Origin of the sequence: Streptomyces sp. NBC_01485 (assembly GCF_036227125.1) — a bacterium.
Classification (GTDB): Bacteria; Actinomycetota; Actinomycetes; order Streptomycetales; family Streptomycetaceae; genus Streptomyces.
Window position 1 is genome coordinate 5,581,943 of record NZ_CP109435.1, and the last position, 26,901, is coordinate 5,608,843.

18 protein-coding genes are annotated in these 26,901 nt (G+C 72.1%); 12 read left to right on the top strand and 6 right to left on the bottom strand.

Going from position 1 to position 26,901, the window contains the following annotated elements:
- Positions 1–3: 3 nt before the first annotated feature.
- The gene (locus tag OG352_RS25325; RefSeq protein ID WP_329219993.1) at positions 4–1,452 is read left to right on the top strand and encodes a sensor histidine kinase; all 1,449 of its coding nucleotides are present in this window, start codon (positions 4–6) and stop codon (positions 1,450–1,452) included.
- A 168-nt stretch (positions 1,453–1,620) separates the two neighbouring features.
- The gene (locus OG352_RS25330) at positions 1,621–2,895 is read left to right on the top strand and encodes an ArgE/DapE family deacylase (protein ID WP_329219994.1); all 1,275 of its coding nucleotides are present in this window, start codon (positions 1,621–1,623) and stop codon (positions 2,893–2,895) included.
- 450 nt (positions 2,896–3,345) lie between these two features.
- On the opposite strand, the gene OG352_RS25335 is transcribed toward OG352_RS25330, so the two are convergent.
- Positions 3,346–5,697: a helix-turn-helix transcriptional regulator gene (locus OG352_RS25335; protein ID WP_329223957.1), complete on the bottom strand. Its 2,352-nt coding sequence runs from the start codon at positions 5,695–5,697 to the stop codon at positions 3,346–3,348.
- 324 nt (positions 5,698–6,021) lie between these two features.
- Positions 6,022–7,812, bottom strand: coding sequence for a dolichyl-phosphate-mannose--protein mannosyltransferase (locus OG352_RS25340; RefSeq protein WP_329219996.1), 1,791 nt, complete (start codon positions 7,810–7,812; stop codon positions 6,022–6,024).
- 428 nt (positions 7,813–8,240) lie between these two features.
- On the opposite strand from OG352_RS25340, the gene OG352_RS25345 reads away from it, so the two are divergent.
- Positions 8,241–8,612: a MerR family transcriptional regulator gene (locus OG352_RS25345; RefSeq protein WP_329223958.1), complete on the top strand. Its 372-nt coding sequence runs from the start codon at positions 8,241–8,243 to the stop codon at positions 8,610–8,612.
- Between the two features lie 13 nt (positions 8,613–8,625).
- On the opposite strand, the gene OG352_RS25350 is transcribed toward OG352_RS25345, so the two are convergent.
- The gene (locus OG352_RS25350) at positions 8,626–9,063 is read right to left on the bottom strand and encodes a hypothetical protein (protein ID WP_010353923.1); all 438 of its coding nucleotides are present in this window, start codon (positions 9,061–9,063) and stop codon (positions 8,626–8,628) included.
- 603 nt (positions 9,064–9,666) lie between these two features.
- On the opposite strand from OG352_RS25350, the gene hemL reads away from it, so the two are divergent.
- The 7 genes from hemL to ccsB all read left to right on the top strand — a co-directional run bounded on the left by hemL (position 9,667) and on the right by ccsB (position 17,660).
- Positions 9,667–10,986 carry a glutamate-1-semialdehyde 2,1-aminomutase gene (gene hemL / locus OG352_RS25355; protein ID WP_329219997.1) on the top strand — a complete coding sequence of 440 codons (1,320 nt, stop codon included), beginning with the start codon at positions 9,667–9,669 and terminating at the stop codon, positions 10,984–10,986.
- 50 nt (positions 10,987–11,036) lie between these two features.
- Complete coding sequence (locus tag OG352_RS25360; RefSeq protein ID WP_329223959.1) at positions 11,037–11,720, top strand: histidine phosphatase family protein; 684 nt, start codon at positions 11,037–11,039, stop codon at positions 11,718–11,720.
- Positions 11,721–11,912: 192 nt separating this feature from the next.
- Positions 11,913–13,238, top strand: a complete 1,326-nt coding sequence (locus tag OG352_RS25365) for a hypothetical protein (protein ID WP_329219999.1) — start codon at positions 11,913–11,915, stop codon at positions 13,236–13,238.
- Positions 13,239–13,316: 78 nt separating this feature from the next.
- Positions 13,317–13,958, top strand: a complete 642-nt coding sequence (locus OG352_RS25370) for a TlpA family protein disulfide reductase (RefSeq protein ID WP_329220000.1) — start codon at positions 13,317–13,319, stop codon at positions 13,956–13,958.
- A gap of 1 nt (position 13,959) precedes the next feature.
- Positions 13,960–14,751, top strand: a complete 792-nt coding sequence (locus OG352_RS25375; protein WP_329220001.1) for a cytochrome c biogenesis CcdA family protein — start codon at positions 13,960–13,962, stop codon at positions 14,749–14,751.
- A gap of 3 nt (positions 14,752–14,754) precedes the next feature.
- Positions 14,755–16,572 carry a cytochrome c biogenesis protein ResB gene (gene resB, locus OG352_RS25380; RefSeq protein WP_329220002.1) on the top strand — a complete coding sequence of 606 codons (1,818 nt, stop codon included), beginning with the start codon at positions 14,755–14,757 and terminating at the stop codon, positions 16,570–16,572.
- Positions 16,569–17,660, top strand: coding sequence for a c-type cytochrome biogenesis protein CcsB (ccsB, locus tag OG352_RS25385; protein ID WP_329220003.1), 1,092 nt, complete (start codon positions 16,569–16,571; stop codon positions 17,658–17,660). The genes resB and ccsB overlap by 4 nt, the downstream gene beginning before the upstream one ends.
- Before the next feature lie 7 nt (positions 17,661–17,667).
- Here the strand turns inward: ccsB and OG352_RS25390 are convergent, their stop codons facing one another.
- Both OG352_RS25390 and OG352_RS25395 read right to left on the bottom strand, forming a co-directional pair.
- Positions 17,668–19,233, bottom strand: coding sequence for a hypothetical protein (locus OG352_RS25390; RefSeq protein ID WP_329220004.1), 1,566 nt, complete (start codon positions 19,231–19,233; stop codon positions 17,668–17,670).
- Positions 19,233–21,428: a hypothetical protein gene (locus OG352_RS25395; RefSeq protein WP_329220006.1), complete on the bottom strand. Its 2,196-nt coding sequence runs from the start codon at positions 21,426–21,428 to the stop codon at positions 19,233–19,235. The genes OG352_RS25390 and OG352_RS25395 overlap by 1 nt, the downstream gene beginning before the upstream one ends.
- Positions 21,429–21,841: 413 nt before the next feature.
- Here OG352_RS25395 and OG352_RS25400 point away from each other — a divergent pair, with 413 nt between their 5' ends.
- Positions 21,842–22,894, top strand: coding sequence for an ATP-binding cassette domain-containing protein (locus tag OG352_RS25400; RefSeq protein ID WP_329220007.1), 1,053 nt, complete (start codon positions 21,842–21,844; stop codon positions 22,892–22,894).
- Positions 22,891–23,682, top strand: coding sequence for an ABC transporter permease (locus OG352_RS25405; RefSeq protein WP_329220009.1), 792 nt, complete (start codon positions 22,891–22,893; stop codon positions 23,680–23,682). The genes OG352_RS25400 and OG352_RS25405 overlap by 4 nt, the downstream gene beginning before the upstream one ends.
- Here OG352_RS25405 and OG352_RS25410 read toward each other — a convergent pair.
- A complete protein-coding gene (locus tag OG352_RS25410) occupies positions 23,663–26,857 on the bottom strand; it encodes an ATP-binding protein (RefSeq protein WP_329220011.1) in 3,195 nt (1,064 codons plus the stop codon). The genes OG352_RS25405 and OG352_RS25410 overlap by 20 nt on opposite strands.
- Between the last annotated feature and the right edge of the window lie 44 nt (positions 26,858–26,901).

Consider the following 26,901-nt stretch of genomic DNA (forward strand, 5'->3'; position numbering starts at 1 on the left):
ACCGTGGGTCGTCTGCGGCGGCTGCTGTCTCGGCCGCGGCCGAAGCTGGTGTCGCTGCGGACGACGTTCGCGGTGTCCTTCGCGGCCGTGACCGCCGCCGTCACCGTCCTCGTCGGCGTGCTGTCGTACTCGGCGGCGGCCCGGCTGGTCCGGGTCGACCAGGAGTCGGTGTTCGACGAGGTCGTGCAGGATCTGCGGGACGAGGTGCGCGACCAGCGGATGGCGCCGGAGGACTTCTCCTCGGCCGCGCCGGGCCACGACATCGTGCGGCCGGCCCGGACGGACGTCCAGGTGCTGGGCCCGGACGGGTCGGTGGTCGACGGCGGCAGCCCGGGCTTGCCGGTCGTGCCCGCCGACCGCACGGTCGCGGCCGACGCGACGGCCGGGCGGATGGCCGTGCACAAGGACGTGGACGTCGGCAGCGACGTCTACCGCGTCGCGACCGTCTCGCTGGGCGGCGGCCGGGGCGCGGTGCAGGTGGCGCAGGAGTTCAGCGACACCGAGGATCTGCTGCGGGCGCTCCAGCAGCGCACCCTGATCCTGATGATCGCGGTCGTGACCGCCGCGGGGCTGTTCGGCTGGTGGCTGGCCCGGCGCATCACGCACCGGCTGGTGATCCTCACCACCGCCGCCGAGGACGTCGCCCGGACGCGCCGGCTCGGCGTGCAGGTGCCGGTCACCGGGCACGACGAGGTGGGCCGGCTGGGCCGCGCCTTCGACCGCATGCTGGGCCGGCTCGCCCAGTCGGAGGAGGACCAGCGGCGGCTCGTCCAGGACGCGGGGCACGAGCTGCGTACGCCGCTGACGTCGTTGCGGACGAACATCTCGCTGCTGCGCCGTATCGACGAACTGCCGCCGGACACCCGCCTCGAACTGGTCGCGGATCTGACCCAGGAGGCGCGCGAGCTGACCGACCTGGTCAACGAGCTCGTCGACCTCGCGGCCGGCCAGTCCGACAGCGAGCCGCCGCGGCAGGTGGACCTCGCCGACCTCGCGGAGGAGGTCGCGGGCCTCGCCCGGCGGCGTACCGGGCGGCAGATCCTGATCCGCACGAGCGGCGCGACCACCGCCTACGGCCGGCCCGCCATGCTCCAGCGGGCGGTGTCCAACCTCGTGGAGAACGCGACCAAGTTCGACCGCGAGGGCCGGGCGCCGGTCGAGATCGCCGTCACCGGGCCCGCCCGGCCGGGGGTCGTCCGCGTCGAGGTCCTCGACCGCGGTCCGGGCATCGCCGAGGCCGACCTGACGCGCGTCTTCGACCGCTTCTACCGGGCCGCCGACGCGCGTTCCCTGCCGGGATCCGGTCTCGGCCTGTCGATCGTGCGCGAGGTGGCCCTGTCCCACGAGGGCGCCCCCTTCGCCGCCCGCCGCGCGGGCGGCGGCTCGGTGATCGGCTTCACGGTGGGCGGGAGTGGAGAAGAACCGGCGCGGGCGCGGGACCGGCTGGGGTGAGGTGATCCCCGATCCGGGCCATGGTGGTGAGTGCGTGGCGGAGGCCCGGGGTGGTGTCGGCCGAGAAATGTGACACATCACCGGTGATGTGTCACATTCCTGGAACTGGGACCCTGCTCCCCGGCGGGAGTGGTGGGAGTGGCCCGCCGGCGACTGAGGGGGTGGGGCGTGCTCGGTGACCGGGAGGCGGCCGTGCTGGCGGCGGTGGACGAGGAGGCCGTCGGGCGGACGCTGCTCGAACTGATCGCGATCCCCAGCGTCACGGGCAGCGCCGCCGAGTCCGAGATCCAGCACCACCTGGCCGGACGGCTGGAACGGCTCGGGTTCGACGTCGACCTGTGGCCCATGGACCTGCCCGACCTGCGCGCCCACCCCGACTTCCCCGGCACGGAGGCACCGCGCGAGGAGGCGTGGGGACTGGTGGGGCATACGGGGAGCGGCGACGGTGGCGGTCACGGGCCGGCGCTGATCCTTCAGGGGCACGTGGACGTCGTCCCGCCCGGAGACCTCGCCGCCTGGCACGGCGACCCCTTCGTGCCGCGCGTCACCGGCGATCTCGTGCACGGGCGGGGCGCGTGCGACATGAAGGGCGGGCTCGCGGCGCAGCTCGGCGCGCTGGCCGCGATCCGGGCGGCCGGAGTGCGGCTGCGCGGGCGGGTCGCCGTGCACTTCGTCGTCGGCGAGGAGGACGGCGGGCTCGGCGCCTTCGGCACCCTGCGGCGCGGCTACGGCGGCGACGCGTGCGTCATCGCCGAGCCGACGTCCCGGACGGTGATCACCGCCAACGCGGGCGCGCTGACCTTCCGGATCACCGTCCCGGGCAAGGCCGCCCACGCCAGTTCGCGGGAGGCCGGGGTCAGCGCGATCGACGCCTACCTGCCGCTGCACCGGGCGCTGGCCCGGCTGGAGGGCGAGCGCAACCGGGACCCGGACGCACTGCTCGCCGAGTACCCGATTCCCTACGCGCTGTCCGTCGGCACCGTCCGCTCGGGCGACTGGGCGAGCAGCGTGCCTGATCTGCTGGTCGCGGAGGGGCGGCTCGGGGTGCGGCTCGGGGAGGATCCGGCCGTCGCCCGGGCGGCGCTGGAGCGGTGCGTGGCCGAGGCGTGCGCCCAGGACGACTGGCTGCGCGCGCATCCGGCGTCCGTGACCTGGCCGGGCGGCCGGTTCGCGAGCGGCCGGCTGGCGGCGGGGCATCCGCTCGGGGCCCTGGTGGCGGACGCGTACGCCGACGCGACGGGCGCCGCGCGCCCCCGGGAACGCGGGGCGACGTACGGGAGCGACCTCCGGCTGTACGCCGGGGCCGGGATCCCGACGCTGCAGTTCGGGCCGGGGGACGTCGGCGTCGCTCACAGCGCCCGCGAGCACGTGTCCCTCCGGGAGGTGGCGGAGACGGCGCGGGCACTGGCGTTGACGGTGGTGCGGACGGTGGGGGTGAGGTGAGCGGGGGTCAGGTGAGCGGGGGTGAAGTGAGTGGGGGGCGGGGGGAATTCCGTACCGTCCGTTCACGCGTGGCACGGGCCCGGGCCACACTGGCGGACCTGTTGTAGCAAGCCGCTAATGTTGCGCACTCTATTGACGGCGATCACCAGGGGGCCTACTTCGCCTTCGACAAGCGGTGGATCACCCGTCTGAACGCCGGGCCGGGCGATGATCCGATCGGCACCCGGCCGCGTCTGGTCAGCGAATGGCACGGTCGTCTCGTTCGTCCCGCTCGACTCGGTCGTCACATGAGCTCCTGTGCTGTGTGGCGGTTGCCGATCCTCGCGGTGGCCTTGTGCCGCAAGACCCGGCGCGGGGGCAGCGCCGACGCCACGGGTACTTCTACGGGCACACCCCGACCCGGCCCGGGGTGAAAGGGGTGCCCGGCCCGGGTATTTCTACGGGGTTGTCCTAAGGGGTGGGGGCCTGGTTCGCTGTCCACCAGGACGCGATCTGGGCGCGGCAGACGAATCCGAGCTTGGCCAGGATGTTCTCGACGTGGCCGTGGACCGTGCGCGGGGAGCGGCCGAGCAGGGACGCGATCTGCCGGTTGCTCATGCCCTTGGCCACCAGCGCGGCCACTTCCCGCTCCCGGGGTGTCAGCGGGCTCGGGGCGGTGACCGTGACGGCGGGCGGGCCGGCGGGTGTGCCGGCGGGTATGACAACGGTCCTGGCGGGAGCCGTGACCTGAGCCGTGACCTGAGCCGTGGCCTGAGCCGTGAGGTGAGCTGTCGCCATGGTCGGCCCTGATCCGGTGCGCAGGGCGTAGCCGATGGCCTCGTCGGGGCCGCGGAGGAGCCCGCCCTCCGCGAGGGCGTCCTCGTACGCCGCCCGGCCCAGGGCCCGTACGACGTCCTCCTCGCACTCGGCGTGCTGGTGGACCATGTGCGGTCCGAACGTGGCGATGCCGGTGTCGGTGTCCCGCCACAGGGCGGCCGCGGCGCCCAGCAGCCGCCCCGCCCGCTCGTGGCCGCCGCCCGCCGCGGTGACCCAGGCGAGCTCCTCCAGCATCAGGGCGACCCTGACGTAGTCGTTGAAGCCCAGCTCGTTCTCCAGCGCGGACCGGATCATGACGGTGGCCTCCGTCAGGTCGCCGCGCCGCCAGGCGTCGTAGCCGAGCGTCCACTGCGCGTGTGCGCGGACCAGCCGCTCGTCATGCGCCTCGGCGAGGGCGACCGCCTGCCGGCAGGTCTGCGTGGTCCGCGGATCCCCCAGGTGGGACTGGACGGTGCCCAGCACGATCAGCGCGTAGACGGCGCCGATCTCCTCGTCCGTCCCCAGATGACCGGCCACCGCCTCCTCCAGCAGGGGCACGGCCTCCGTCAGCCGGCCGCCGAACAGCGCCAACGTGCCGCGCAGGCCCTGGACATGGGAGCACACCACCCGGTCGGTCAGCCGTGCGCCCAGCTCCGCGGCCTCGTCCAGCCACCGGTTCGCCGCGGCGTGATCGTGCTGCAGCACCGCCACCCAGGCGGCGACCCACAGCCCCCTGGCCCGGTCCGGTCCCTGCTCGGGTGCGGCGGCGAGCGCGTGCTCCAGCCAGCGGCGTCCTTCGCCGAGGAAGCCGCCCTCGCACCAGTGGAAGCGCAGCGCGGCGGCCAGCGCCAGGGTGGCCCGCGGGTCGCCGCCCCAGGCCAGCGACACACGCAGATTCGCGTACTCGGCACGCAGCCGGGCCAGGCTCTGCTGCTGGCCGGGGCCGTACCAGCCGTCGGCGATGCGCTCGGCGAGGGCCAGGTAGAAGTCGTGGTGCCGGCCCAGGGTCCGGTGCTCCTGGCCGGACTCGGCGAGCCGTTCGCGCCCGTACTGGCGGATGGTGCCCAGCAGCCGGTAGCGCGACATGCCCTCGCGCTCGGTGGGCAGGACGAGGGACTGGGAGACCAACTGGTCGAGGAGATCGAGCACTTCGGTCCGGTCGATGCCGTCGCCCGCGCAGACCGCTTCGGCGGCGTCGAGGCCGAAGTCGTCGGCGAACACCGACAGCCGGTTCCACAGCAGTTGCTCGGCGGGGGTGCACAGCTCGTGGCTCCAGTCGATCAGCGCGCGCAGCGTGCGCTGGTGCGGCCGGGCGAGCCGGCTGCCGCTCGCGAGCAGCCCGAAGCGGTCCTCCAGCCGCTGCACCGCCTCGTCGACGGTCAGGGTCCGCAGCCGGGACGCGGCCAGTTCGATGGCCAGCGGCAGCCCGTCCAGTCCCTCGCAGAGCCGGTGCACCTGGGCGCGGTTGCCGTCGGTGATCCGGAAATCCGGGCGCACGGCGCCGGCCCGGTCCCGCAGCAGCTGCACCGCGTCGTCCGGCGCCAGCGGGGGGACGGCGAAGACGTGCTCGCCGTAGATTCCCAGCGTCCGGCGGCTCGTCGTCAGGATGCGCAGCCCGGGGGAGGCCGTCAGCAGCGTGTCCGCGAGCTCGGCGCAGGCGTCGACGAGGTGCTCGCAGTTGTCCAGCACGATCAGCGGGCTGCGGCGGGACAGGAAGACGGCGAGCTGGTCGACGACCGGCCGGGTGCCCGGGTCCGGCACGCCCAGCGCGATCGCCGTGGCGTTCGCCGTCGCCGCCGTCGACGGGTCCCGCACGGGTGCCAGATCCACCAGCCACACCCCGTCGGCGAAGTCCGCCGCCGCCGCGGCGGCCACCTCCAGCGCCAGCCGCGTCTTGCCGACCCCGCCCGGACCGGTCAGCGTCAGCAGCCGCGTCGCCCCCAGCCGGCGGCGCACTTCGGCGAGGTCGTGGCACCGGCCGACGAAGGTGGTGAGGGACGCGGGCATGTTTCCCACGTCGGGTGTCTGGGATATCTGGGATGTCTGGGACTTCTTGGACGGAGATGTCTGGGACTGGGATGTCTGGGTGGTCACGTTCCTTCTCGCCCTCGCCGCCCGGCCCGACCTCGCGACCGGCACGAAAGTGTCAGGGCATCGGAACGGACACAAGTCGCCTATATGACGCCGAACAGTATCCATAGGGCCGTAGGTCCAGGAATGGGCTGTGATGGAGGTCTCATGAGTACGCGTCAGTAGCCCGTCGGCAGCCGGTCGGTAGCCGACTTGTCGGGTTCCTCGGGCTTGTCGGGTTCCTCGGGCCCAGGCCCAGGTTCAGACCCAGGTGTCGAGCCACATGCGGGCGAGCCAGGCGGAGTGCGGGATCGGCTGGCCGGTGTAGAGCGGAAAGAAGTAGATGAAGTTCCAGGCGATGAGCAGCACCAGCACGCCCGCGGCCACCGCACCCTGCGTACGGCGTTTCTCACTCGCCCCCGGCGGACCCAGCAGCGCGCCCACCATCATCGTCACGGCCAGGCAGAGGTACGGCACGAAGACGACGGCGTAGAAGGAGAAGACCGTCCGGTCCTGGTACAGGAACCACGGCAGGTAGCCGGCGCCCACCGCGCACAGGACGGCGCCCGCGCGCCAGTCGCGGCGCAGCGCCCACCGGAAGAGCAGATACACCAGCGCGCAGCAGGCCGACCACCACAGCAGCGGCGTGCCCAGGGCGAGGATCTCCTGCGCGCAGGCGGACTCGGCGCGGCAGCCGGACTTCCCGGGCTGGGGCGACTCGTAGAAGAACGCCACCGGGCGGCCGAGGACCAGCCAGCTCCACGGGTTGGACTCGTACCGGTGCCAGGTCTCCAGTCCCACGTTGAACCGGTAGACGAGGGACTCGTAGTGCCACAGGCTGCGCAACGGGGCCGGAATCCACGACCAGGTGCCGCCGCGGCCGTCCGCCCAGTGCCGTCCGTACCCCTTGTCGGACAGGAACCAGCCGGTCCACGTCGCCAGATAGGTCACCACGGCGACCGGTACGAGGGACAGCACCGACCAGCCGAGGTCCTTGCGCAGCACCGCCCGGTAGGGGTGGCGCGCTCCCGCGACGCGGCGGGCGCCGACGTCCCACAGCACGGTCAGGACGACGAAGCAGGCCAGGAAATACAGCCCGTTCCACTTGGTCGAGGCCGCCAGCCCCAGGAAGAGACCGGCCGCGAGCCGCCAGGGCCGCACGCCCGTCCCGGCGCGGTCACCGGTGTCGGGGTCGGGCCGCACGTGACCGTCCGTGCCTGTGGGCAGGGCGGTGGCGAGCCGGGCCCGCGCACCGTCCCGGTCGATCAGCAGGCATCCGAACGCCGCCAGCACGAAGAACATGACGACCAGGTCGAGCAGGGCGGAGCGGCTCATCACGAAGTGCAGGCCGTCCACCGCCATCAGCGCGCCGGCCAGACAGCCCAGCAGCGTCGACCGGAACAGACGGCGGCCTATTCGGCACAGCATCAGCACGGACAAGGTGCCCAGGAGCGCCGTCATGAACCGCCAGCCGAACGGTTCGAGGCCGAACATCCACTCGCCGAGGGCGATCACCCACTTGCCGGTGGGCGGGTGCGCGACGAAGGCCCCGGCGTCGGAGAGCGGCACCACCTGGGGGTGCCCCAGGATCTGCGGGTCGGAGACCGTACGGGTCGGCCACGTGCCCTCGTAGCCGAGGTGCAGCAGGGCCCAGGCGTCCTTGGCGTAGAACGTCTCGTCGAAGACGATGGCCCGCGGCCGGCCGAGCTGCCAGAACCGGACCGTCCCGGCCAAGGCGGCCACGAGCACCGGCCCGAGCCACCCCATCACCTGCACGACACGACCCGCCACCACCGGCCCGAGCCCCAAGAACCCCCAGACACCGGCCCCCGTCCCCGTCCCCGTCCCCGTCCCCGGCTCCGGGAAGGGCGGAACCAGCCGCTCGCGGAGGTCGTCCCGGGGCGGCGCGACATACCCGAACAGCCGGAGGCGGTCCTTCCAGTCGCCGGGCACGGCTGTCGCCGCCGGACGGCTACCGTCGGTGAGGCTGCGGGAGCTGACCTGGTCGATGACGGCGCTGCGCCACCAGCGAGTGCTGGGGGAGGAGGACATGATGCTGAAGGATCCTTTGACGGTCGGGTCAGGCCGGTTCAGGTCAGGTCGGGGCGGGGCAGGTGGGTTCAGGTCGGGTTGGTGCCGGTCGGGTCGGCGCACTGCCGATGACAACTGCCTTCCTGCAGAGTGGACTTCACAGTCTGGAGTCTGAACTTCGAAGTCCGAAGTCTGCAGTGTCGGTGCCCGGTTCCGTGATCTCAAGCGGGCAGGGAGTTCCCACGCGTTGAGGGCGAAGCCGAGAACCGCCGGCCGACACACGACAAGGGCGGGACCCGAAAGCCCCGCCCGAACTCTGAACCCCCGAACCTCGAATCCCGAACCCCGGCCGCCGTCCGTCAGTTGCCGCCTGCGAGTTCGCCGGTGAGGGTCTTGTGGAGGTGGGCGCTGGGCTCGTTCAGGCCGGTGATCTCGACGGTCTTGCCGCGCTGGGCGTACTTGGTCTCGACGGCGTCGAGGACACCGGCCTCGTCATCCCGTCCGCCCGCTCCCAGGGCGGCTTCCGCCTCTACACCGAGGCCTACGTCGCCCGCCTGATGGTCATCCGCCGCATGAAGCCCCTCGGCTTCACCCTCGACGAGATGCGCGCCCTGCTCGACACCACGGACCGGCTGGACGCACTGGACTCGGGCGAGCCGCTGCCGACGGACGAACACGAGCAACTGCTCGACCGTATCCGGGACTTCGAGCACGCCGCCCAACAGCGCGTCGCCGACCTCCGCACCCAACTCGCCCGAGCCGAGGAATTCGCGACCACACTCGGACAACGCCTCACCCGCACCCCGACGGTAGGGCGGTAGAAAGAGCCTCGGCTCACGGCCACACCAGGCAATAAGGCTGATGCCCCGCCTCATGCAACCGGTGGCTGAAGTCCTGCCATTCGTGCAGCAGTTGGTACACGTTGAACGCGTCGCGGGGGCCGCCGCGGTCCGGGACCGTGGACCAGATGAACGCTGCCGCGCCCACCGCTTCCTCGCCGATGTCGCGCAGGGGATCCACGACCGTCATGGGGAGTTTGACGACGGCGTAGTCGGGGTGGAGGACGACCAGTTCCAGCGGGGGGACCTTGTGGAGGGGGACGCCTTCGATGCCGGTGAGGACCATCGCGGCCATCGTCTCCGGCTTGATCTTGGTGAACATGCCGTTCATACCGAGTTCGTCGCCGCCGAGCTCCTCGGGGCGCATCGAGATCGGGACGCGGGCCGCGGTCGCACCGTCCGGCGCGCCGAAGTACTTGTACGTCACCCCCACCCGACCACCATTCCTGCTCCCCGCCCGGAGACGATCGACCCGCTGGTCGACTCGCCGGTCGATCCGCTCGGGCTCATTCGGTACACCCTGGACACCCTGGTTCATGCCCTGGCTCTGACGTGCTTCGCCGGCTTCCTCCGCGTCGCGCCGGTGCCTTCCCCTCTGGGCACGTCGAGGACCCAGGTCGTCAGTCCCCTCGCCCAGCCCGCCACCGCGATGCATATCTCCACCCGACTGCTTTTCTAGGACGCGTGGACCCCGCCGCGCAACCCGATCATCGTGTCAGTGACCTCCCCCACGGCCGCACGCCGAAACGTACGGTGAAACACCTGTCCGCAGGATCTTCGCAGCCCCATCGACACCTGGTCGTTGTGAGCTACGTGTATCAGGCTCTGTCCGTCTCAGTTTCGCAGATGGCGAAGCGGCCGGGCGGGCCCGTCGACGACCCCGCCCGACCCGGCGACGGCCCGGCGAGGACCCGGCGACGCCCCGGTGACGACCCGGCGATGGCCCCGGCCGGCCCCGGGCACCGCTGGCCTACCCTGGGAGGTCACTGGCAACCGGAGTCCAGCAAGTCGGAGAAGGTCGGAGAATCCGCAGGTCATGAGCGAACTGCCCTATTCATACGATGCGCCTGTCTCGCAGGCGCTGTTCGACCGTGCGTCCGTCGTCACGCCGGGCGGGGTGAACTCCCCGGTGCGTGCCTTCCGCGCCGTGGGCGGAACGCCCCGGTTCATGGTGTCCGGCACCGGCCCGTATCTGACGGACGCCGACGGACGGGAGTACGTCGACCTCGTCTGCTCCTGGGGGCCCATGATCCTCGGGCACTCGCACCCGGACGTGATCGCCGCCGTGCGGGACGCCGTCTCCCGCGGCACCTCCTTCGGCACGCCCGGTGAGGGCGAGGTGGCGCTCGCCGAGGAGATGGTCGACCGCATCGGGCCCCTCGAGCAGGTGCGGCTCGTCTCCAGCGGCACCGAGGCGACCATGTCGGCCATCCGGCTGGCCCGCGGCTTCACCCGGCGCACCAAGGTGATCAAGTTCGCCGGGTGTTATCACGGCCACGTCGACTCGCTGCTCGCCGCGGCCGGCAGCGGCGTCGCCACCTTCGCGCTGCCCGACACGCCGGGCGTCACGGGCGCCCAGGCCGGCGACACGATCGTCCTGCCGTACAACGACCTGGAGGCCGTGCACGAGGCCTTCCACCGGCACCCCGGCGAGATCGCGTGCGTGATCACCGAGGCGGCGCCGGGCAACATGGGCGTCGTGCCGCCGCTGCCCGGGTTCAACCAGGGCCTCAAGGACGCCTGCGCGACCAACGGCGCGCTGTTCATCTCCGACGAGGTCATGACCGGGTTCCGGACCAGCCGCGCGGGCTGGTTCGGGATCGACGGCGTACGGCCCGACCTGATGACGTTCGGGAAGGTCATGGGCGGCGGGTTCCCCGCCGCGGCCTTCGGCGGGCGCGCCGACGTCATGGCGCACCTCGCTCCCGCCGGGCCCGTCTACCAGGCCGGCACCCTCTCCGGGAACCCCGTCGCCACCGCCGCCGGGCTCGCCCAGCTCCGGCTGCTCGACGACGCCGCCTACGTCAAGCTGGACGCCGTCTCCGGGCAGCTCCAGGCGCTCGTCTCCCAGGCGCTGGCCAAGGAGGGCGTCGCGCACACGGTGCAGAGCGCCTCCACCATGTTCTCCGTCTTCTTCACGGACCGGCCGGTCCGTGACTACGACGACGCCAGGGCGCAGGAGTCGTTCCGCTTCACCGCCTTCTTCCACTCGCTGCTGGCGAACGGCGTCTACCTGCCGCCGTCGTCCTTCGAGTCCTGGTTCGTGTCCACGGCCCACGACGACCGGGCCATCCAGCGGATCGCCGACGCCCTCCCGGCGGCGGCCCGAGCGGCTGCGGAGGCCACAGCAGCATGACCACCGAGGGCAGCATGACCACCGAAGGCAGCATGACCACCCAGGGCAGCATGAGCGACAACAAAGACCTCACCGTCGTCCACCTCATGCGGCACGGCGAGGTCGCCAACCCCGACGGGATCCTCTACGGCCGTCTCGACGGCTACCACCTCTCCGAGCTGGGCCGGCAGATGGCCGACCGGGTCGCCGACCACCTAGCCCCGCGCGACGTCACCCACGTCGTCGCCTCCCCGCTGGAGCGGGCGCAGGAGACGGCCACGCCGATCGCGAAGGCGCACGGCCTCGACCTGGCCACCGACCCGCGGCTCATCGAGGCCGGCAACGTCTTCCAGGGCAAGACGTTCGGGGTGGGGGACGGGGCGCTGCGCCGGCCCGAGAACTGGAAGCACCTCGTCAACCCGTTCAGGCCGTCCTGGGGCGAGCCGTACGTCGACCAGGTCGTCCGGATGGTGGGCGCGCTGGACGCGGCGAAGGACGCGGCGCGCGGGCACGAGGCCGTGCTCGTCAGCCACCAGCTGCCGATCTGGATCGTGCGGTCGTACGTCGAGCGGCGGCGGCTGTGGCACGACCCGCGCAAGCGGCAGTGCACGCTCGCCTCGCTGACGTCCTTCACGTACCAGGGCGACCGGATCGTGTCCGTCGGCTACAGCGAGCCCGCCATCGACCTGGTTCCGGCCCATCTGCGCGCCGGCGCCAAGCCGGTGAAGGGGAAGGACAAGGCCTTCGGGGCCTGAGCCCCCCTCAGCCCCCTCAGACCAGCCCCCTCAGCCCAGCCCCCTCAGCCCAGCCCCCTGAGCCTGACCTGAGTCCGGGCTGAGGGTTCGCTGTTACCGAATCCGGAAGTACGAGCGGAACCCTCTCGTTCATCATGTCCTCTGAATAAATGACCGCCCCAGAGGACCCTGACGAACGAGGACGCCATGCGCATGCGCACGATCACGCGAAGGGGAGCGCTCGGGCTCGGTGCCGGGGCTGCCGCCGTCGGACTGGCCGGCTGCGGCAGCCTCACCGACTCCGACGAGTCGAAGCACGCCGGCGGCTCGGGCAAGGGCGGGTCCAAGGGCAGCCCGTCCGCCAGCCCCAAGGCCGCCGCCCGCCCCCTCGGCGACGGCTCGACCTCCTTCACCGGCAAGCAGCCCCACCAGCCGGCCAAGCCGGTGCCGCTGGAGCCGGGTCAGGAGCCGCCGCAGTTCGTCGTCTTCTCGTGGGACGGGGCGGCCGAGGTCGGCAACGGGCTCTTCCCTCGCTTCCTCGACCTCGCCAAGGAGCACGGCGCGGGCATGACCTTCTTCCTCTCCGGGCTGTATCTGCTGCCCGAGTCGAAGAAGCGCCTCTACGACCCGCCGAACAACCCGCTCGGCGCGTCCGACATCGGCTACCTCACCGACGAGCACGTCAAGATGACGCTCACCAACGTGCGCCGCGCCTGGCTCGAAGGGCACGAGATAGGCACCCACTTCAACGGGCACTTCTGCGGCGAGGGCCACGGCTCGGTCGGTCACTGGACGCCCAAGCAGTGGCGCAGCGAGATAGACCAGGCCAAGTCGTTCGTGAAGAACTGGCGGACCAACACCGGCTGGACCGACCTGCCCGCGCTGCCCTTCGACTACGACAAGGAACTCGTCGGCGGCCGTACCCCCTGCCTCCTCGGCCAGGACAACCTGCTGCCCACCGCCAAGGAACTCGGCTGGCGCTACGACGCCTCCTCGCCGGGCGGGCGCCAGGTGTGGCCGCAGAAGCGGGGCGGACTGTGGGATCTGCCGTTGCAGGCGGTGCCGTTCCCCGGGCACAGCTTCGAAGTCCTGTCGATGGACTACAACATGCTCGCCAACCAGTCGGTGAACTCGACGAAGGCGCCCCCGCAGAACTACCCGGGCTGGCGCAAGCAGTCCGCGCAGGCCTACATCCAGGGCTTCCAGCGGGCCTACGAGTCCAACCGCGCGCCCTTCTTCGTCGGCAACCACTTCGAGCAGTGGAACGGCGGCATCTACATGGACTCCGTCGAGGAGGCCTTCAAGCACATCGCGCGCGAGAAGGAGAAGGGCGCGGACGTACGGCTGGTCTCCTTCCGGCAGTTCGTGGACTGGATCGACGTCCAGAAGCCGGAGGTTCTCGAGAAGCTCCGCACCCTCGACGTCGGCCAGCAGCCGGCGGGTGGCTGGAAGACGTTCCTCGCAGCGACCCCGACCACCCCGAAGACACCGAAAACCCCGTCGACCGGCTCGCCCTCGACGACCCCGACGGGCTCCTGATCCGCCGCCTGAAATGCGGTTTTCTCCCCGCAAGGGGGGCGGGCAAGATCCCCGGAACGGGCATGCGAAACTTTTCACATGAGTGCCGCCAGCCGCGCCCCCCTAGCCCCCCTGCGCTCGACCACCGGGTTCCGTTCGCGCCGTGCCGCCCTGGCCGCGGCCGCCGGCGCGGCCGCCGCCGCGCTGCTGCTGTCCGGGTGCACCTCCGGAGGGACCTCCGGGGGCGGCGGTGACACCAACTTCGTGATGGGCAAGGACGGCATCTCCACCGCGGACAAGGGGAAGCGCTCCGCCGCGCCCGACCTGTCCGGCGAGACCATCGACGGCAAGCGGCTCGACGTCGCCGCCTACAAGGGCAAGGTCGTCGTCCTCAACGTATGGGGCTCCTGGTGCTCCCCGTGCCGTGCCGAGGCGCCGGGCTTCCAGAAGGTCTACCAGGACCTCCGGGCCGACGGTGTGCAGTTCGTCGGCATCAACACCCGCGACACCGAGGCCGCCAACGCGGTCGCCTTCGACAAGGCGTACGGCATCGCCTACCCCAGTCTGTACGACCCGACGGGCAAGCTGATGCTCCGCTTCAAGAAGGGCACCCTCAACCCGCAGGCCATCCCCTCCACGCTCGTCATCGACCGGGAGGGCAAGATCGCCGCCCGCTCGCTGACCGCGCTCAGCGAGGAGAAGCTGCGCAAGATGATCTCCCCGGTCCTCGCGGAGAAGTGACGTGAGCGCGCTCACCACCCTCGCCGCTGCCACCACCCTCGCCGCGGACACCGACCCCAACCAGACGGTCCTGACCGGCGCCCTGCTGCTCGCGCTGCCCGTCGCCCTGCTCGGCGGGCTGGTCTCCTTCTTCTCGCCGTGCGTCCTGCCGCTCGTCCCCGGCTATCTGTCGTACGTCACCGGCGTCGCCGGCACGGATCTGGCGGAGGCCCGGCGCGGCCGGATGGTCGCCGGCGCCTCTCTCTTCGTCCTCGGCTTCACCGCCGTGTTCGTCTCCAGCGGGGCGCTGTTCGGCTACTTCGGGGACACGCTCCAGGCGAACCGGGACGTCCTGTCCAAGGTGCTGGGCGTGCTCATGATCGCCATGGGCGTCTTCTTCATGGGCCTGATGCCCTGGATGACGCAGCGGGAGTTCCGCTTCCACCGGCGGCCCGTCGCCGGACTGGCCGGCGCCCCGCTGCTGGGCGCCCTGTTCGGCATCGGCTGGACGCCCTGCATCGGCCCCACCCTCGCCTCCGTGATCGCCCTCTCCTCCCAGCAGGGGAGCGCGGGCCGCGGTGCCATACTGACCGTCGCCTACTGCCTCGGCCTCGGCCTGCCGTTCGTGCTCGCCGCGGTCGCCTTCCGCAAGGCGCTCGGTGCCTTCGGCTGGGTCAAGCGTCACTACGTCTGGGTGATGCGGATCGGCGGCACGATGATGATCGTGACCGGTCTGCTGCTGCTGACCGGTGCGTGGGACCGCCTCGTGCAGGACATGCAGTCCTGGTCCGCCGGCTTCACTGTGGGGATCTGAACCATGAGCAAGACCACGACCACCGGCGAGACGACCCCGCCCGTCACCCCCGACGACCAGGACCCCGTCACCCCCGACGACCAGGATCCCGTCACCCCCGACGACCAGGATCCCGGAGCGGCCGGCGACCAGGATCTCGGCGCGGCCGGCTCCCAACTGTCCACCGCGCCCGTGGAGTCGCTCTCCACCGCGCCCGGTCTGGGCGTGACCGGCTGGGCCCGCTGGTACTGGCGTCAGCTCACCTCCATGCGGGTCGCGCTGCTCCTGCTCCTGCTGCTGGCGCTCGGCGCGATCCCCGGCTCGCTGATCCCGCAGTCCGGCACCGACGAGACGAAGGTCGCCGACTTCCGCCAGGCCCACGAGACGCTCGGCCCGGTCTACGAGAAGCTCGGCCTCTTCCACGTCTACAGCTCGGTGTGGTTCTCCTCGATCTACATCCTGCTGTTCGTCTCCCTCATCGGCTGCATCGTGCCGCGCACCTGGCAGTTCGTGGGCCAGTTGCGCAGCCGCCCGCCGGGTGCGCCCAGGCGTCTGACCCGGCTGCCCGCCTACACGACGTGGCAGACGCGGGCGGAGCCCGAGGAGGTCCGCGAGGCGGCCCTCACCCTCCTCAAGAAGCGCCGCTTCCGCGCCCACCTCGCCGGGGACGCCGTCGCCGCCGAGAAGGGCTACCTCCGCGAGGTCGGCAACCTGGCCTTCCACATCGCGCTGATCGTGATGCTGACCGCCTTCGCCTGGGGCCAGCTCTTCAAGACCGAGGGCAACAAACTGGTCGTCGAGGGCGACGGCTTCTCCAACACCCTCATCTCCTACGACGACTTCAAGTCCGGCACCCTCTTCGACACCGGCGACCTGACGCCGTTCAGCTTCACCCTGGACAAGTTCACCGGCACGTACGAGACGAGCGGCCCCAACAAGGGCACCCCGCGCACCTACCAGGCGGCCATCACCTACAGCGTGGGCGCGTACGGCAAGGACCGGAAGACCCTCGTCAAGGTCAACCACCCGCTGGAGATCGGCGACTCCAAGGTCTACCTAACGGCCCACGGCTACGCACCCCTCGTGACCGTCCGCGACGGCAAGGGCGACGTCGTCTACCACGACGCCGTACCGCTGCTGCCGCTGGACTCCAACGTCACCTCCTCCGGCGTCATCAAGGTCCTCGACGGTTACAGGAACGCGCAGGGCACCGGCGAACAGCTCGCCTTCCAGGCCGCGTTCCTGCCGACGTACACCAAGGGCAACGAGGTCTCCTCCACCTTCCCGGCCCTGCTGAACCCCGTACTGAACCTCACGCCCTACCACGGCGATCTCGGCGTCGACTCGGGCATCCCGCAGAGCGTGTACCAGCTCGACCGGACCCATATGAAGGGGTTCAAGGGCGTCAAGGGCGCGCAGGTGCGGGAGAACCTCAAGCCCGGCGAGACCCTGACCCTGCCGAACGGCGCTGGCTCGATCACCTACGACGGCACCAGCGAGTGGGCCAACTTCCAGGTCACCCAGCAGCCCGCGAGCGGCTGGGCGCTCGGCGGCTCGGTCGCCGCGATCTTCGGCCTGGCCGGCTCCCTGTTCATCCAGCGCCGCCGGGTGTGGGTGCGCGCGGTGAAGGGTGCCGACGGGGTGACGGTCGTCGAGATGGCCGGGCTCGGCCGCAGCGAGTCCGCCAAGGTGCCCGAGGAACTCGGCGACCTCGCCGGAATCCTGTACGACCGCACCCCCGGCCCCCCTCAAGACCCTGACACCCCTGAAACCTCTGACACCCCTGACATCCCTGACACCCGCGACCCTCAAGCCGTACCTGCCGAAGGGGCTGAGCAGTGACTCTCGCCGCCGCCACCAACGAAAGCCTCGCGAGCATCAGCAACACGCTGATCTACTCCGCGATGGCCGTCTACACCCTGGCCTTCTTCGCCTACATCGCCGAATGGCTCCTCGGCAGCCGCAGCAAGGTCGGCCGCACCGCCGCCGCGCTCACCGCCGAGGCGAAGGCCAAGACCGGTGCCAAGGGCGGCCCGGCCGTCACCGTGCAGCAGAACGGCGGTACGGCCGTCCTGGAGCGCCCGCAGGTCGTCGTACGCTCCGCGTCCGGCTCGCGCGACGTGCCCGACGGGCCGGGCGCGCACGGCGGTGACGTGCAGGGCGACATGTACGGCCGGATCGCGATCTCCCTCACGGTCCTCGCGTTCCTCGTCGAGCTGGCGGGCGTCATCGCCCGCGCGGCCTCGGTGGAACGGGCCCCGTGGGGCAACATGTACGAGTTCAACATCACCTTCTCCACGGTGGCCGTCGGCGTCTACCTGAGCCTGCTGGCGCTGCGGAAGAACGTGCGCTGGCTCGGCCTGTTCCTCATCACCTCGGTCCTGCTCGACCTGGGCCTCGCGGTCACCGTCCTCTACACGGCGAGCGACCAGCTCGTCCCGGCGCTGCACTCGTACTGGCTGTACATCCACGTCTCCACCGCGATCTTCTGCGGTGCGGTGTTCTACGTCGGCGCGGTCACCACGATCCTGTACCTGTTCAAGGACGCCTACGAGAACAAGCTCGCGACCGGCGGCAAGCCCGGAAAGTTCGCGAACTCCGTCCTGGACCGGCTGCCCGCCTCCGCCTCCCTCGACAAGTTCGCCTACCGGGTCAACGCGGCGGCCTTCCCGCTCTGGACGTTCACGATCATCGCGGGCGCGATCTGGGCGGGCGACGCGTGGGGCCGCTACTGGGGCTGGGACCCCAAGGAGACCTGGGCGTTCATCACCTGGGTCGGCTACGCCTGCTACCTGCACGCCCGCGCCACGGCCGGCTGGAAGGGCCGCAAGGCCGCCTACCTCGCCCTGATCGCCTTCGGCTGCTGGCTGTTCAACTACTACGGCGTCAACATCTTCGTCACCGGCAAGCACTCGTACGCGGGCGTGTGACCGACGCCTAGGAAGGCGGCAGGCACTCGTTCGCCGGGGGTTTGCCCTCCGGCCAGGCGATGCGGACGAAGCGGGAGCCGCCGTCGGCGTGGAGTTCGACGATCGGGACGGCCTTGTCGTACGGGTTGCCGTGTACGTCCAGGCAGATCCAGCCGCTCGCGCCGTCCACCCGCAGCGATCCCTTGACCTGGGGCCACTGCAGGCCGACGTCCGCGAGGGGCGGGACGGTGCCGCCGTCGGGGGTGGCCTCGCGGATGCCGTGGACGGCCAGCGTCAACGCGTCGTAGGCGATGATCAGTTGGCCGTCCTCCAGGTCGACCGTGCCGATCGGGCCGACGGGTTCGCGGCCGGCGCGGGCGAGGAGGTCGGTGAGAACCTTCGCGTCCGCCGCCGAACCGCCCGGCCCCGCCGGGGACTTCGTCCAGGCGTCCGGGTGGGCGAGGGCGGTGTAGCGGACGGAGAGGTTGTGGGTGAGGGCCGTGCGGTCCAGTTTCTTGTCGCCGGACAGGTATGAGCCCTCGTCGCCGGTCAGCACCGTGAACTTCCGCTTCTGGCAGCCACGGGTGCCGAGCGCGTTGATGAACTGCCGCAACTGCGTGTGGCGGCCGGCGAAAAGGATCGTGTCGGTGTCCGCCGAGGTGTCGCACACCAGGTGGGTGATCTGCCGGAAGGTGTTCGCCGTCGTCCCTTCCTGGGTGCGGTCGGCGGGCGGGGTGAACGGCTGCGGCTCGTAGGGCGAGCCCTTGAGCAGCGCGGCGAACGACGTCTGGAGCGTCCGCGTGTACGGGTCGCCCGGCTTGTCGTACACCAGCAGCGCGCGGCCCGCGTCGACCTTGGCGAACGAGGCGAGGGCGCGGGCCTCGTCGGTGTTGGTGGGGGCGGCCCGGGCCAGCCCGGGGAGGGGGTCCTTGCCGTGCTGCCCGTTGGCGAGGTCGTCGGCGGTGATGGACGCGCCGACCACCGGGATGCCCCGCTTGGTCAGTTCGGCCACGGCCTTCTTGTTGTTGTCGGTGCTCTGGCCGACCCCGGCGACCGCGCGCAGCCGGTCGGCGGACTTCGTCATCCGCTCCAACTGGTCGACCATCGCCTCCCAGTGGTCGCTGGTGGCACCGGGGTTGGCGAGGACGAGGCGGATTGCCGGGGCCTGCCCGTTGGAGGTGTGGTTGGCCTGCCACTGCGCCAAGTAGGCACCCTGGAGCTCGTGTTGGATGTCGCTGAGGGTGGAGGGGGTGGAGGCGGTGTACGGGAGCATCAGCGCGACCGTGACGTAACTGCCCGCCTTGAGACGGTCGTTCTCCCGGTCGATGGCCTTCACCGCGTCCCGCAGTTGGGCATGCCCGAAGTCGTACGCGCCGGTGGCGACGCCCACGCACTCGTCACTGCCGGCCGGCCGGGCCACCCCCGGCCCGCACGTCCGGTCCTCGTCGGTCACCGTCCGCACGGCGAAGAACAGACCGGCCACCACGGCGGCCGTGACCAGCAGTGCCAGATAGCGGTGGAGGCGGATCTCCCAGACCTCCCGCAGCCACCGCACCAGCGCGCCTCTGTCCCCGTTCCCGCCCCCGCCGGCCATCACGCCACCCCGTCCCCGTCGTCGCCGTCCCCGTCCCCGTCGCCCGGTCCGTTCCCGTCTCCGTCTCCGTCGGCAGAACCCTCTTCCGTCGGTGTGCGCAGGGGGCGGCCCGCGCGGGCGTCGCGGGGCCAGGACTGGGAGGCCGCGAAGAGCAGCGCGCCCCCGGCGGGCCGCAGGTCGGAGAGTTGCAGCAGTTCGAACTCCAGCCGCCCGCACACCTTCGGGTCCGGCAGTACGAGCGGGTCGCTCACCTGCCACACCGCGTGCAGCAGCCGCCGTATCCGCAGGTGGAGGGCGGTGTTCACGCCGTCCGGCGGCTGCTGGGCGGCGTCCGTGCGGCCCAGCGCGATGGCCGCGCGGCGGTCGTCGTGGCCGTCGGAGTCGCGGCCCTCGGCGTCGTGGGCGTGGAAGTAGGGCGCGGACGCCAGGAAGCGGAGGGTGTCCAGCCAGGTGCGGGTGCGCAGGGTGGTGAACGTGTCCCGCAGGTGGGCCACCGCGCCGGCCGTGTCGCCGAGGGCCAGCTCGTGGTAGAGGCGGAAGGCGTCGACACCGGGGTTCGGGGTCCGGAAGCCGAGGCCGGTCGCGAAGTGGGCGATCATCGTCTCGTGCACCTCGCGCCACTTGGCGTGGTCGGGGTGGCGGTGGTGCAGGCGGAGCAGCAGCAGGGTGCGGATGAAGGGGTCGCCGACGAACTGGCCCGGCTCGGCCGCGAGCCCCTCCTCGGCGAGCCGCGCCCGCAGCGACCGTACGCCCGACGCGCCGAAGTCGTCCGGGAGACCGGCGTGCGCGAGGGCGACGGCGGAGTCGTGGTCGTGGGCGGCGGCGAGGACCGTCAGCTCGTCGAGCCGGTCGGCGGGGACCAGTCGGCGCAGCAGTTCGGCGTAGGCGGGACGGCCGTCGTCGGCCTGCCCCTCCTCCATCTTCACCTTCGCGATGAGCAGCCGCCCCAACGAGGCCGCCTTGTCCGGGTGTTGCCGGGCGGCGGTGGCGAGCAGGACGATGCCGAGCGGGTTGCCGCCGGTCAACCGGTGGGTGGCGTGCGGGAGTTGGGGCGGCAACTCGGTGTCGTAGCAGACCGCGCCGACCATGTGCAGGGTGTCGTCGGGGGAGAGCGGCGGCAGCGGTACGAGCAGCGCGCGGGAGGAGGGCGAGGTGCCCGGCTCCCAGTGCGTGGTCCGGGCGACGTCCGGGAGTTCGCGGCGGACGGCGTCCCCCAGCGCGGGATGGTTGGTGCCGCGGACCGTCGCCACCCAGATGACCTGGTCGGTGACGCCGTCGGCCCGGTCGCGCAGGACGGCGTCCAGCAGCCCGGGGCCGGGCCCCAGGCGCGCGTTGTCGAGCAGGACGAGCGGCCGGCCCAGGCGCGTCAGATGCGAGCCGATCCCCGAGTAGGCGTCGGCAAGGTCGGCGAGCAGCGCCCGTACCAGCCAGCGTTCGGCGTGCTCGCGCGAGGTGCCGCCGGCCCGGAAGTTCCCGGCGAGCAGCAGCAGTCCGCGCTTGGCGTTGCCGCCCGCGTTCGGATACGCGCGGTACCAGGTGGCCGGCCGCTGCTCCTTGCGGTGCGTGACCCCCTCGGACAGCGCCTCCAAGGTGGCCTCGACGGTCGCCGCGACGAACGGATCCTCGCTGCTGGCCGCCGCGATCACCTTCGACGCGACCTTGGCCGCCCACCGCCCGGCCAGCGTGAACCGCGTGGCCCGTTCGTTCAGCAGCAGGATCCGTACCAGTTCGCGCCGGATGCGGTCCGAGTCGGTCCGGCCGCTCCAGTCGCTCGCCCGGACCGCGACCAGCCCCGCCGTCAGACGAGGGAAGGTGAGCTGCCCGGCCGCCTTCACGGGCTCGGTCAACTGCTCGGCGACCACCAGCAGCGCCTGCCACACGGGCGACCAGGACTCGGGGCTCTCCTCGTGCGGCGGCCCCGCGAACTGCTCGTCCTCGCAGTCGACCAACGCGACCGGAGTGCGCCGCCGGGCCTCACCCCGCCGGTTGTGCCCGGTGTACGCCTCCCACAGCTCACCGAGCACCGCGCTCTTGCCCACGCCCCGGCCGCCCGACAGCACCAACAGGGGCGGGCCCGCGGGGTGTTCGGGTCTCTGCGCGTGCAGCTCGTAGGGACGGATCCCCACAAGTCGCGGCACGAGACCGGCGGGCTCGACGTCGAACAACGCTCCACGCCCGTACAACCGTCCGTACACCGCGCACCTCCCCCAGGGCCGGGTCCCAACGCAAGGGTAAGGAGGGGGAGTTGCTATGTGCCAGATCGCATGGTGTCCGTTGGGTCACGAAAGTGCCGGAACGAGCAGAAGTGCACCGCCGGTCCCGGGTGGCGGGCGAGTGAGGGCCTGGTGACGAGGCGGCGGAGGCGCGAGAAGGCATGGCCCTCAGTCGCCGGTCGCTCGCCGGGTCGGTCGCCGGTCCGCCGTCGGTCGGTCGCCGGTCGGTCGCCGGTCGGTCGCCGGTCCGCCGTCGGTCGGTCGCCGGTCGGTCGCCGGTCCGCCGTCGGTCGGTCGTCGGTCCGTGGCCGGTCCGTCGTCGGTCCGCCGTCGGTCCAGGGCGCTGAAACCGGCGTGAAACCGCGTTGAATGCGCCCTGCCGCAACCTCTGTCGCATGACGACAACGACCGACGAACTCGCGATCTCGGCCACCGGGCTGCGCAAGGCCTACGGGGACAAGACGGTCCTCGACGGCATCGGCCTTGCGGTGCCCGCCGGTACCGTCTTCTCCCTGCTCGGCCCGAACGGCGCGGGCAAGACCACCGCCGTCAAGATCCTCTCCACCCTCGTCACCGCCGACGCCGGGAACCTGCGTGTCGGCGGCCACGACCTCGCCGTCGACCCGCAGGCGGTCCGCGCCGCGATCGGCGTCACCGGCCAGTTCTCCGCCGTCGACGGCCTGATCACCGGCGAGGAGAACATGCTCCTCATGGCGGACCTGCACCACCTGTCCAGGCAGGAGGGCCGCCGCGCCGCCGCCGAACTCCTTGCGCGCTTCGACCTCACCGAGGCCGCGAAGAAGCCCGCCTCCACCTACTCCGGCGGCATGAAGCGCCGCCTCGACCTCGCCATGACGCTGGTCGGCGACCCGCGGATCATCTTCCTCGACGAGCCGACCACCGGCCTCGACCCGCGCAGCCGCCACAACATGTGGGGCATCATCCGCGAGCTCGTCTCCGACGGGGTGACCGTCTTCCTCACCACCCAGTACCTGGAGGAGGCCGACGAACTCGCCGACCGCATCGCGGTGTTGAACGACGGCAAGCTCGTCGCCGAGGGCACCGCCGAGGAGCTGAAGCGGATCGTCCCGGGCGGGCACGTCCGGCTCCGCTTCACCGACCCGGCCGCCTACCAGTCGGCCGCCGTCGCCCTGCGCGAGGTCACCCTCCCCCACGCTCGGCTTCGCTCGCGCGGGGGGACCCCCACCGACGAGTCGCTGTCGCTGAGCATCCCCAGCGACGGCAGCCAGCGCGAGCTGCGCTCCATCCTCGACTGGCTGGACTCGGCCGGCGTCGAGGCGGACGAGCTGACCGTGCACACCCCCGACCTCGACGACGTGTTCTTCGCCCTGACCGGCCCCACCGCCAACGTGCCCGACCAGCCCAGCCAGCCCGACCAGCCCAGCCGGCCCACCCGGCCCAGCCAGTCCAAGGAGAACGTCCGATGAGCGCCCTCTCCCTCGCCGTCCGCGACTCGTCCACGATGCTGCGCCGCAACCTGCTGCACGTGCGCCGCTACCCGTCCATGACGCTGAATCTGCTGCTCACGCCGATCATGCTGCTGCTGCTCTTCGTCTACATCTTCGGCGACGTGATGAGCGCGGGCATCGGTGGTAGCAGCGCCGACCGCTCCGACTACATCGCCTATATCGTGCCGGGCCTGCTGATGATGACGATCGGCAGCACCGTGATCGGGTCCGCGGTGTCCGTCTCCATGGACATGACCGAGGGCCTCATCGCCCGCTTCCGTACGATGGCGATCTACCGGGGCTCTCTGCTCGTCGGGCACGTCGTCGGCGGCGTGCTACAGGTACTCGCCAGCCTGGTCCTCGTCGGGGCCGTCGCCGTGGCCATCGGCTTCCGGTCCACGGACGCCACGGCCCTGGAGTGGCTGGCGGCGTTCGGGCTGCTCGCGCTGTTCTCCCTGGCGCTCACCTGGATCGCGGTCGGGATGGGTCTGGCCAGCCCGAACCCCGAGGCGGCCAGCAACATGGCCATGCCGCTGATCCTTCTCCCGCTCATCTCCAGCGCCTTCATCCCGGCCGACACGATGCCGGGCTGGTTCCAGCCGATCGCCGAGTACCAGCCGTTCACGCCCGCCATCGAGACTCTCCGCGGGCTCCTCCTCGGCACCGAGATCGGCAACAACGGGTGGCTGGCCGTGGCCTGGTGCGTCGGCCTGTCCCTGCTCGGCCACCGCTGGTCGACAGCGTCGTTCAACCGCGATCCGAAGTAACCGCCATGACGGCGCGGGCTGCCTCCCGCAACTCGTCCCGCCCCAGGGCGGCGTACTCCGACACGGCGTCGGCGTACGCCGTCCTGGCAGCGTTCCCGGCGGCCCCGACCGCCTGCCGGGCGCGGTCCGCCGACATCGTCGGCTGGTAGTCGCGCAGCACCCGCAGCCGTTCGGCCAGCGCGATCATCCGTACGGCGGTGGCGGTGGCGGTGGCGGTGGCGGTGGCGGTGGCGGTGCCGGTGTCCGCGTCGGTGTCGGTGTCGCCGGACGCGAGCCCCGCCATGCCGAGGGCGTGCAGCACCGTCCCGAACACGGGGGGATCCATTGGTGAGCCGGCCGGATCGGAGAGCATGGTCCGCAGCCACTGCCGCAGCCGGCCGACCGTCTCCGCGACGAGTTCGAGACGGCCGGCGTGCGCGTGCGCCGTCACCGCCGCCGACCGGATCTGCAGCGCCCACCGGTCGAGGAAGGGATCGCCGCTGTGCATCGGGCCGGCCCCGGCGACCCCCTCCAGGGCGCTGCGCCACAGGCCGAGCCCGACCTCCGTCAGTCCGCGGGCGAGCGCGATCTCGGCGCGGCCGCCCAGGTCGGCGTTGGCGGAGTCGTCCTTCCGCGCGTTGTCGACGCCCTCCGCCTGCCGCAGCCAGTACTCGGCCTCGTCGGGGTCGCCGCGCTGGAGGCAGGCGAGGACGAGGCCCCAGCGGACGCCGATGGAGTCGCGCTCGTCGCCCAGCCGCGGCAGCGCCGCGAGCGCCGCCCTGAGATGCTCGTACGCGTCCTCGCCCTGCTCCGTCTGCAAGCACAGCTGGCTCAGCCGGGTGTGGCCCATGACCTGGAGGAACGGGTTGTCGACCGGCGCCAGTGCGGCGACGGTCCGGCGGGCCGAGGCGAGCGCGCGGTCGATGTCGTGCTCCGACTCCCAGACGTAGCTGGCGACGCACTCGGCGACGCCGGCGAGCAGCGGCTGCTCGCTGTCGCAGAGCCCGCGCAGCACGTCGTAGCCGGGCGGCAGCATCTCGGGGACGGCGCTCAGCACGGCCGCGATCGCGCGCAGCAGCGTGTCCGGCGGGGCCGGGGGCAGCCGCCGGAGGGTGACGAGCTGGCGTACGACGTGCGGTCCGTAGCCCATGAACAGGCTCGCCGTGCACAACACCGCGGCGGCGCGGGCGACTTCGACGTGTTCGGGCTCGGGGCGGTAGTGCGACAGCGGCGGGCCGGTGTCCGCGGCGAGGGCGGTGAGACGGAGGTAGTTGGAGTCGGTGGACCACAGGGCGGCGAGGACGGCGGTGAGGGCGGCGGTGGTGGGGCCGTCGGTACGGGCCAGGGCGTGCCGCAGGGCCGGTACGAGGTTGTCCTGCTCGGCCCTGATCCGCTCCCAGGCGGCGCGCGGTTCCGAGCCGAAGAACGAGTCGTAATACGTGACCCCGAAGTCCCGTGCCCAGTCCAGGAATCGGCCGACGGCCGCCTCGTCCTCGCCCGCCGCCGCCCGCCGGGCCGCGCTGAACTCCCGTACGGTCTCCAGCATCCGGAACCGCACGCCGGCCGGGGTGTCGGCGACGGTGAGCAGCGACTGATCGGCCAGTTGCTCCAGTACGAACAAGGCGTCCTCGCCCAGGACTTGCGCCGCGGCTTCGCCCGTGAAGCCGCCGGGGAAGACGGACAGCGTGCGCAGCGCGGCCCGGGCGTCCTCGGCGAGCAGGTTCCAGCTCCAGTCCACGACCGCGTGCAGCGTGCGGTGCCGCTCCGGTACGTCCCGCGCCCCGCCGCGCAGCAGCGCGAACCGGTCGCCGAGGCGGCGGGCGATCTCCGGCACCGACAGCACCCGCACCCGCGCCGCCGCCAGCTCCACGGCGAGCGGCAGCCCGTCGAGGTGGCGGCACAGCTCGGCCACCGCGTCCGGCGGCAGCTCCACGCCGGCCCGGGCGGCCCGGGCCCGCTGCGTGAACAGCTCGACGGAGGTGGCGAGTTCGAGCTCGGGCAGCGCGTACACCGCCTCCGACGTCAGTCCCAGCGGGGCCCGGCTGGTGGCGAGCACCCGCAGGTCCTTCGAGGACGACACCAGGGCCTGTACGAGGTCGGCGGCCCCCCGGACGACCTGCTCGCAGTTGTCCAGCACCAGCAGCGCGGCCCCGGAGCCGAGCACGCCGAGGATGCCGGACACGGGGTCGTGGCCGCCCATCGCACCGGGCCGCACCTCGCCCGCGCCGAGCGCGGAGGCCACCTCGGCGGTCACGTCCGCGTCCGCGGTGACACCGGCGAGCGGCACGAAATACACCACGCGCTGCTCGGCCCGGCGGCTGACCGCGTACGCGAGCCGGGTCTTGCCGAGCCCGCCGGGCCCGACGACGCTGACGGCGCGGGAGGCGCGCAGCAGCCGTTCCACCGCCGCGATGTCGTCGTCTCTCCCCAGCAGCGGGTTCGGCTCGTGCGGCACGCCGTGCCTGACCACGGGTGCCTCGCCGCGCAGCAGCTCCTGCTGTACGGCCTTGAGTCCGGCCCCCGGATCCGTGCCGAGCGTCTCGCGCAGCTCACGCCGGTACGCCTCGTACCGGGTCAGCGCGGCGGACGGGCCCGCCGTCGCCGCCTCGCCGCGCAGCAGCTCGGCGAGGACCTCCTCGTCGCGCGGATGCCCGGCGGCGGCCACGGCCAGCGGCCCGGCCGCCTCCGCGTGCCGCCCCAGCCGGGCGAGCGCGAGCGCCTGCGCGCGGACGAGCGCGCCGTGCACGGGGGCGCGCTCGGTGCGCAACGCGGCTACGGGGTCGTCGGTGCCGTCGGCCTCGTCAGCGTTGCCCGCCCACAGCGCGAGCCCGGCCTCGGCGGCGGCCAGCGACCCCGCGTGGTCCCCGGCCCGGGCCCGGTCCGCACTCGCGGCGGCGTGCAGCAACAGGGCGGAGCTGTCGACCTGTTCCTCCGCGAGGGCGAGCCGGTATCCGCTCGGCGTACTCGCGATGACGTCGCCGCCCAACTGCGCCCGCGCCCTGGACACGAGAACCTGCAACGCCTTCCCCGGCCGCTCCGGCAACTCCTCCGGCCACAGCCCCGCCACCAGCCGCTCGGTGCTGCAGCCCGTACGCGGATCGCCCGCGAGCAACGCGAGCAGACCACGCAGCCGGGGCGCTGTGACCTCCTGCCCGCGATAGGCGACACGCGGCAGCAGGGTGAGGTCGGTGGTCACCCGTGCAGCGTATCCAAGGCCGGGGACGGGTGGGTGCGGCGCGA

Bases quoted from the DNA above. Each gene is read 5' to 3' on its own strand.
- OG352_RS25335 (WP_329223957.1), bottom strand. From the start codon at position 5,697: ATGCCCGCGTCCCTCACCACCTTCGTCGGCCGGTGCCACGACCTCGCC.
- OG352_RS25340 (WP_329219996.1), bottom strand. From the start codon at position 7,812: ATGTCCTCCTCCCCCAGCACTCGCTGGTGGCGCAGCGCCGTCATCGAC.
- hemL (WP_329219997.1), top strand. From the start codon at position 9,667: ATGAGCGAACTGCCCTATTCATACGATGCGCCTGTCTCGCAGGCGCTG.
- OG352_RS25360 (WP_329223959.1), top strand. From the start codon at position 11,037: ATGAGCGACAACAAAGACCTCACCGTCGTCCACCTCATGCGGCACGGC.
- OG352_RS25365 (WP_329219999.1), top strand. From the start codon at position 11,913: ATGCGCACGATCACGCGAAGGGGAGCGCTCGGGCTCGGTGCCGGGGCT.
- OG352_RS25370 (WP_329220000.1), top strand. From the start codon at position 13,317: ATGAGTGCCGCCAGCCGCGCCCCCCTAGCCCCCCTGCGCTCGACCACC.
- resB (WP_329220002.1), top strand. From the start codon at position 14,755: ATGAGCAAGACCACGACCACCGGCGAGACGACCCCGCCCGTCACCCCC.
- OG352_RS25390 (WP_329220004.1), bottom strand. From the start codon at position 19,233: ATGGCCGGCGGGGGCGGGAACGGGGACAGAGGCGCGCTGGTGCGGTGG.
- OG352_RS25400 (WP_329220007.1), top strand. From the start codon at position 21,842: ATGACGACAACGACCGACGAACTCGCGATCTCGGCCACCGGGCTGCGC.
- OG352_RS25405 (WP_329220009.1), top strand. From the start codon at position 22,891: ATGAGCGCCCTCTCCCTCGCCGTCCGCGACTCGTCCACGATGCTGCGC.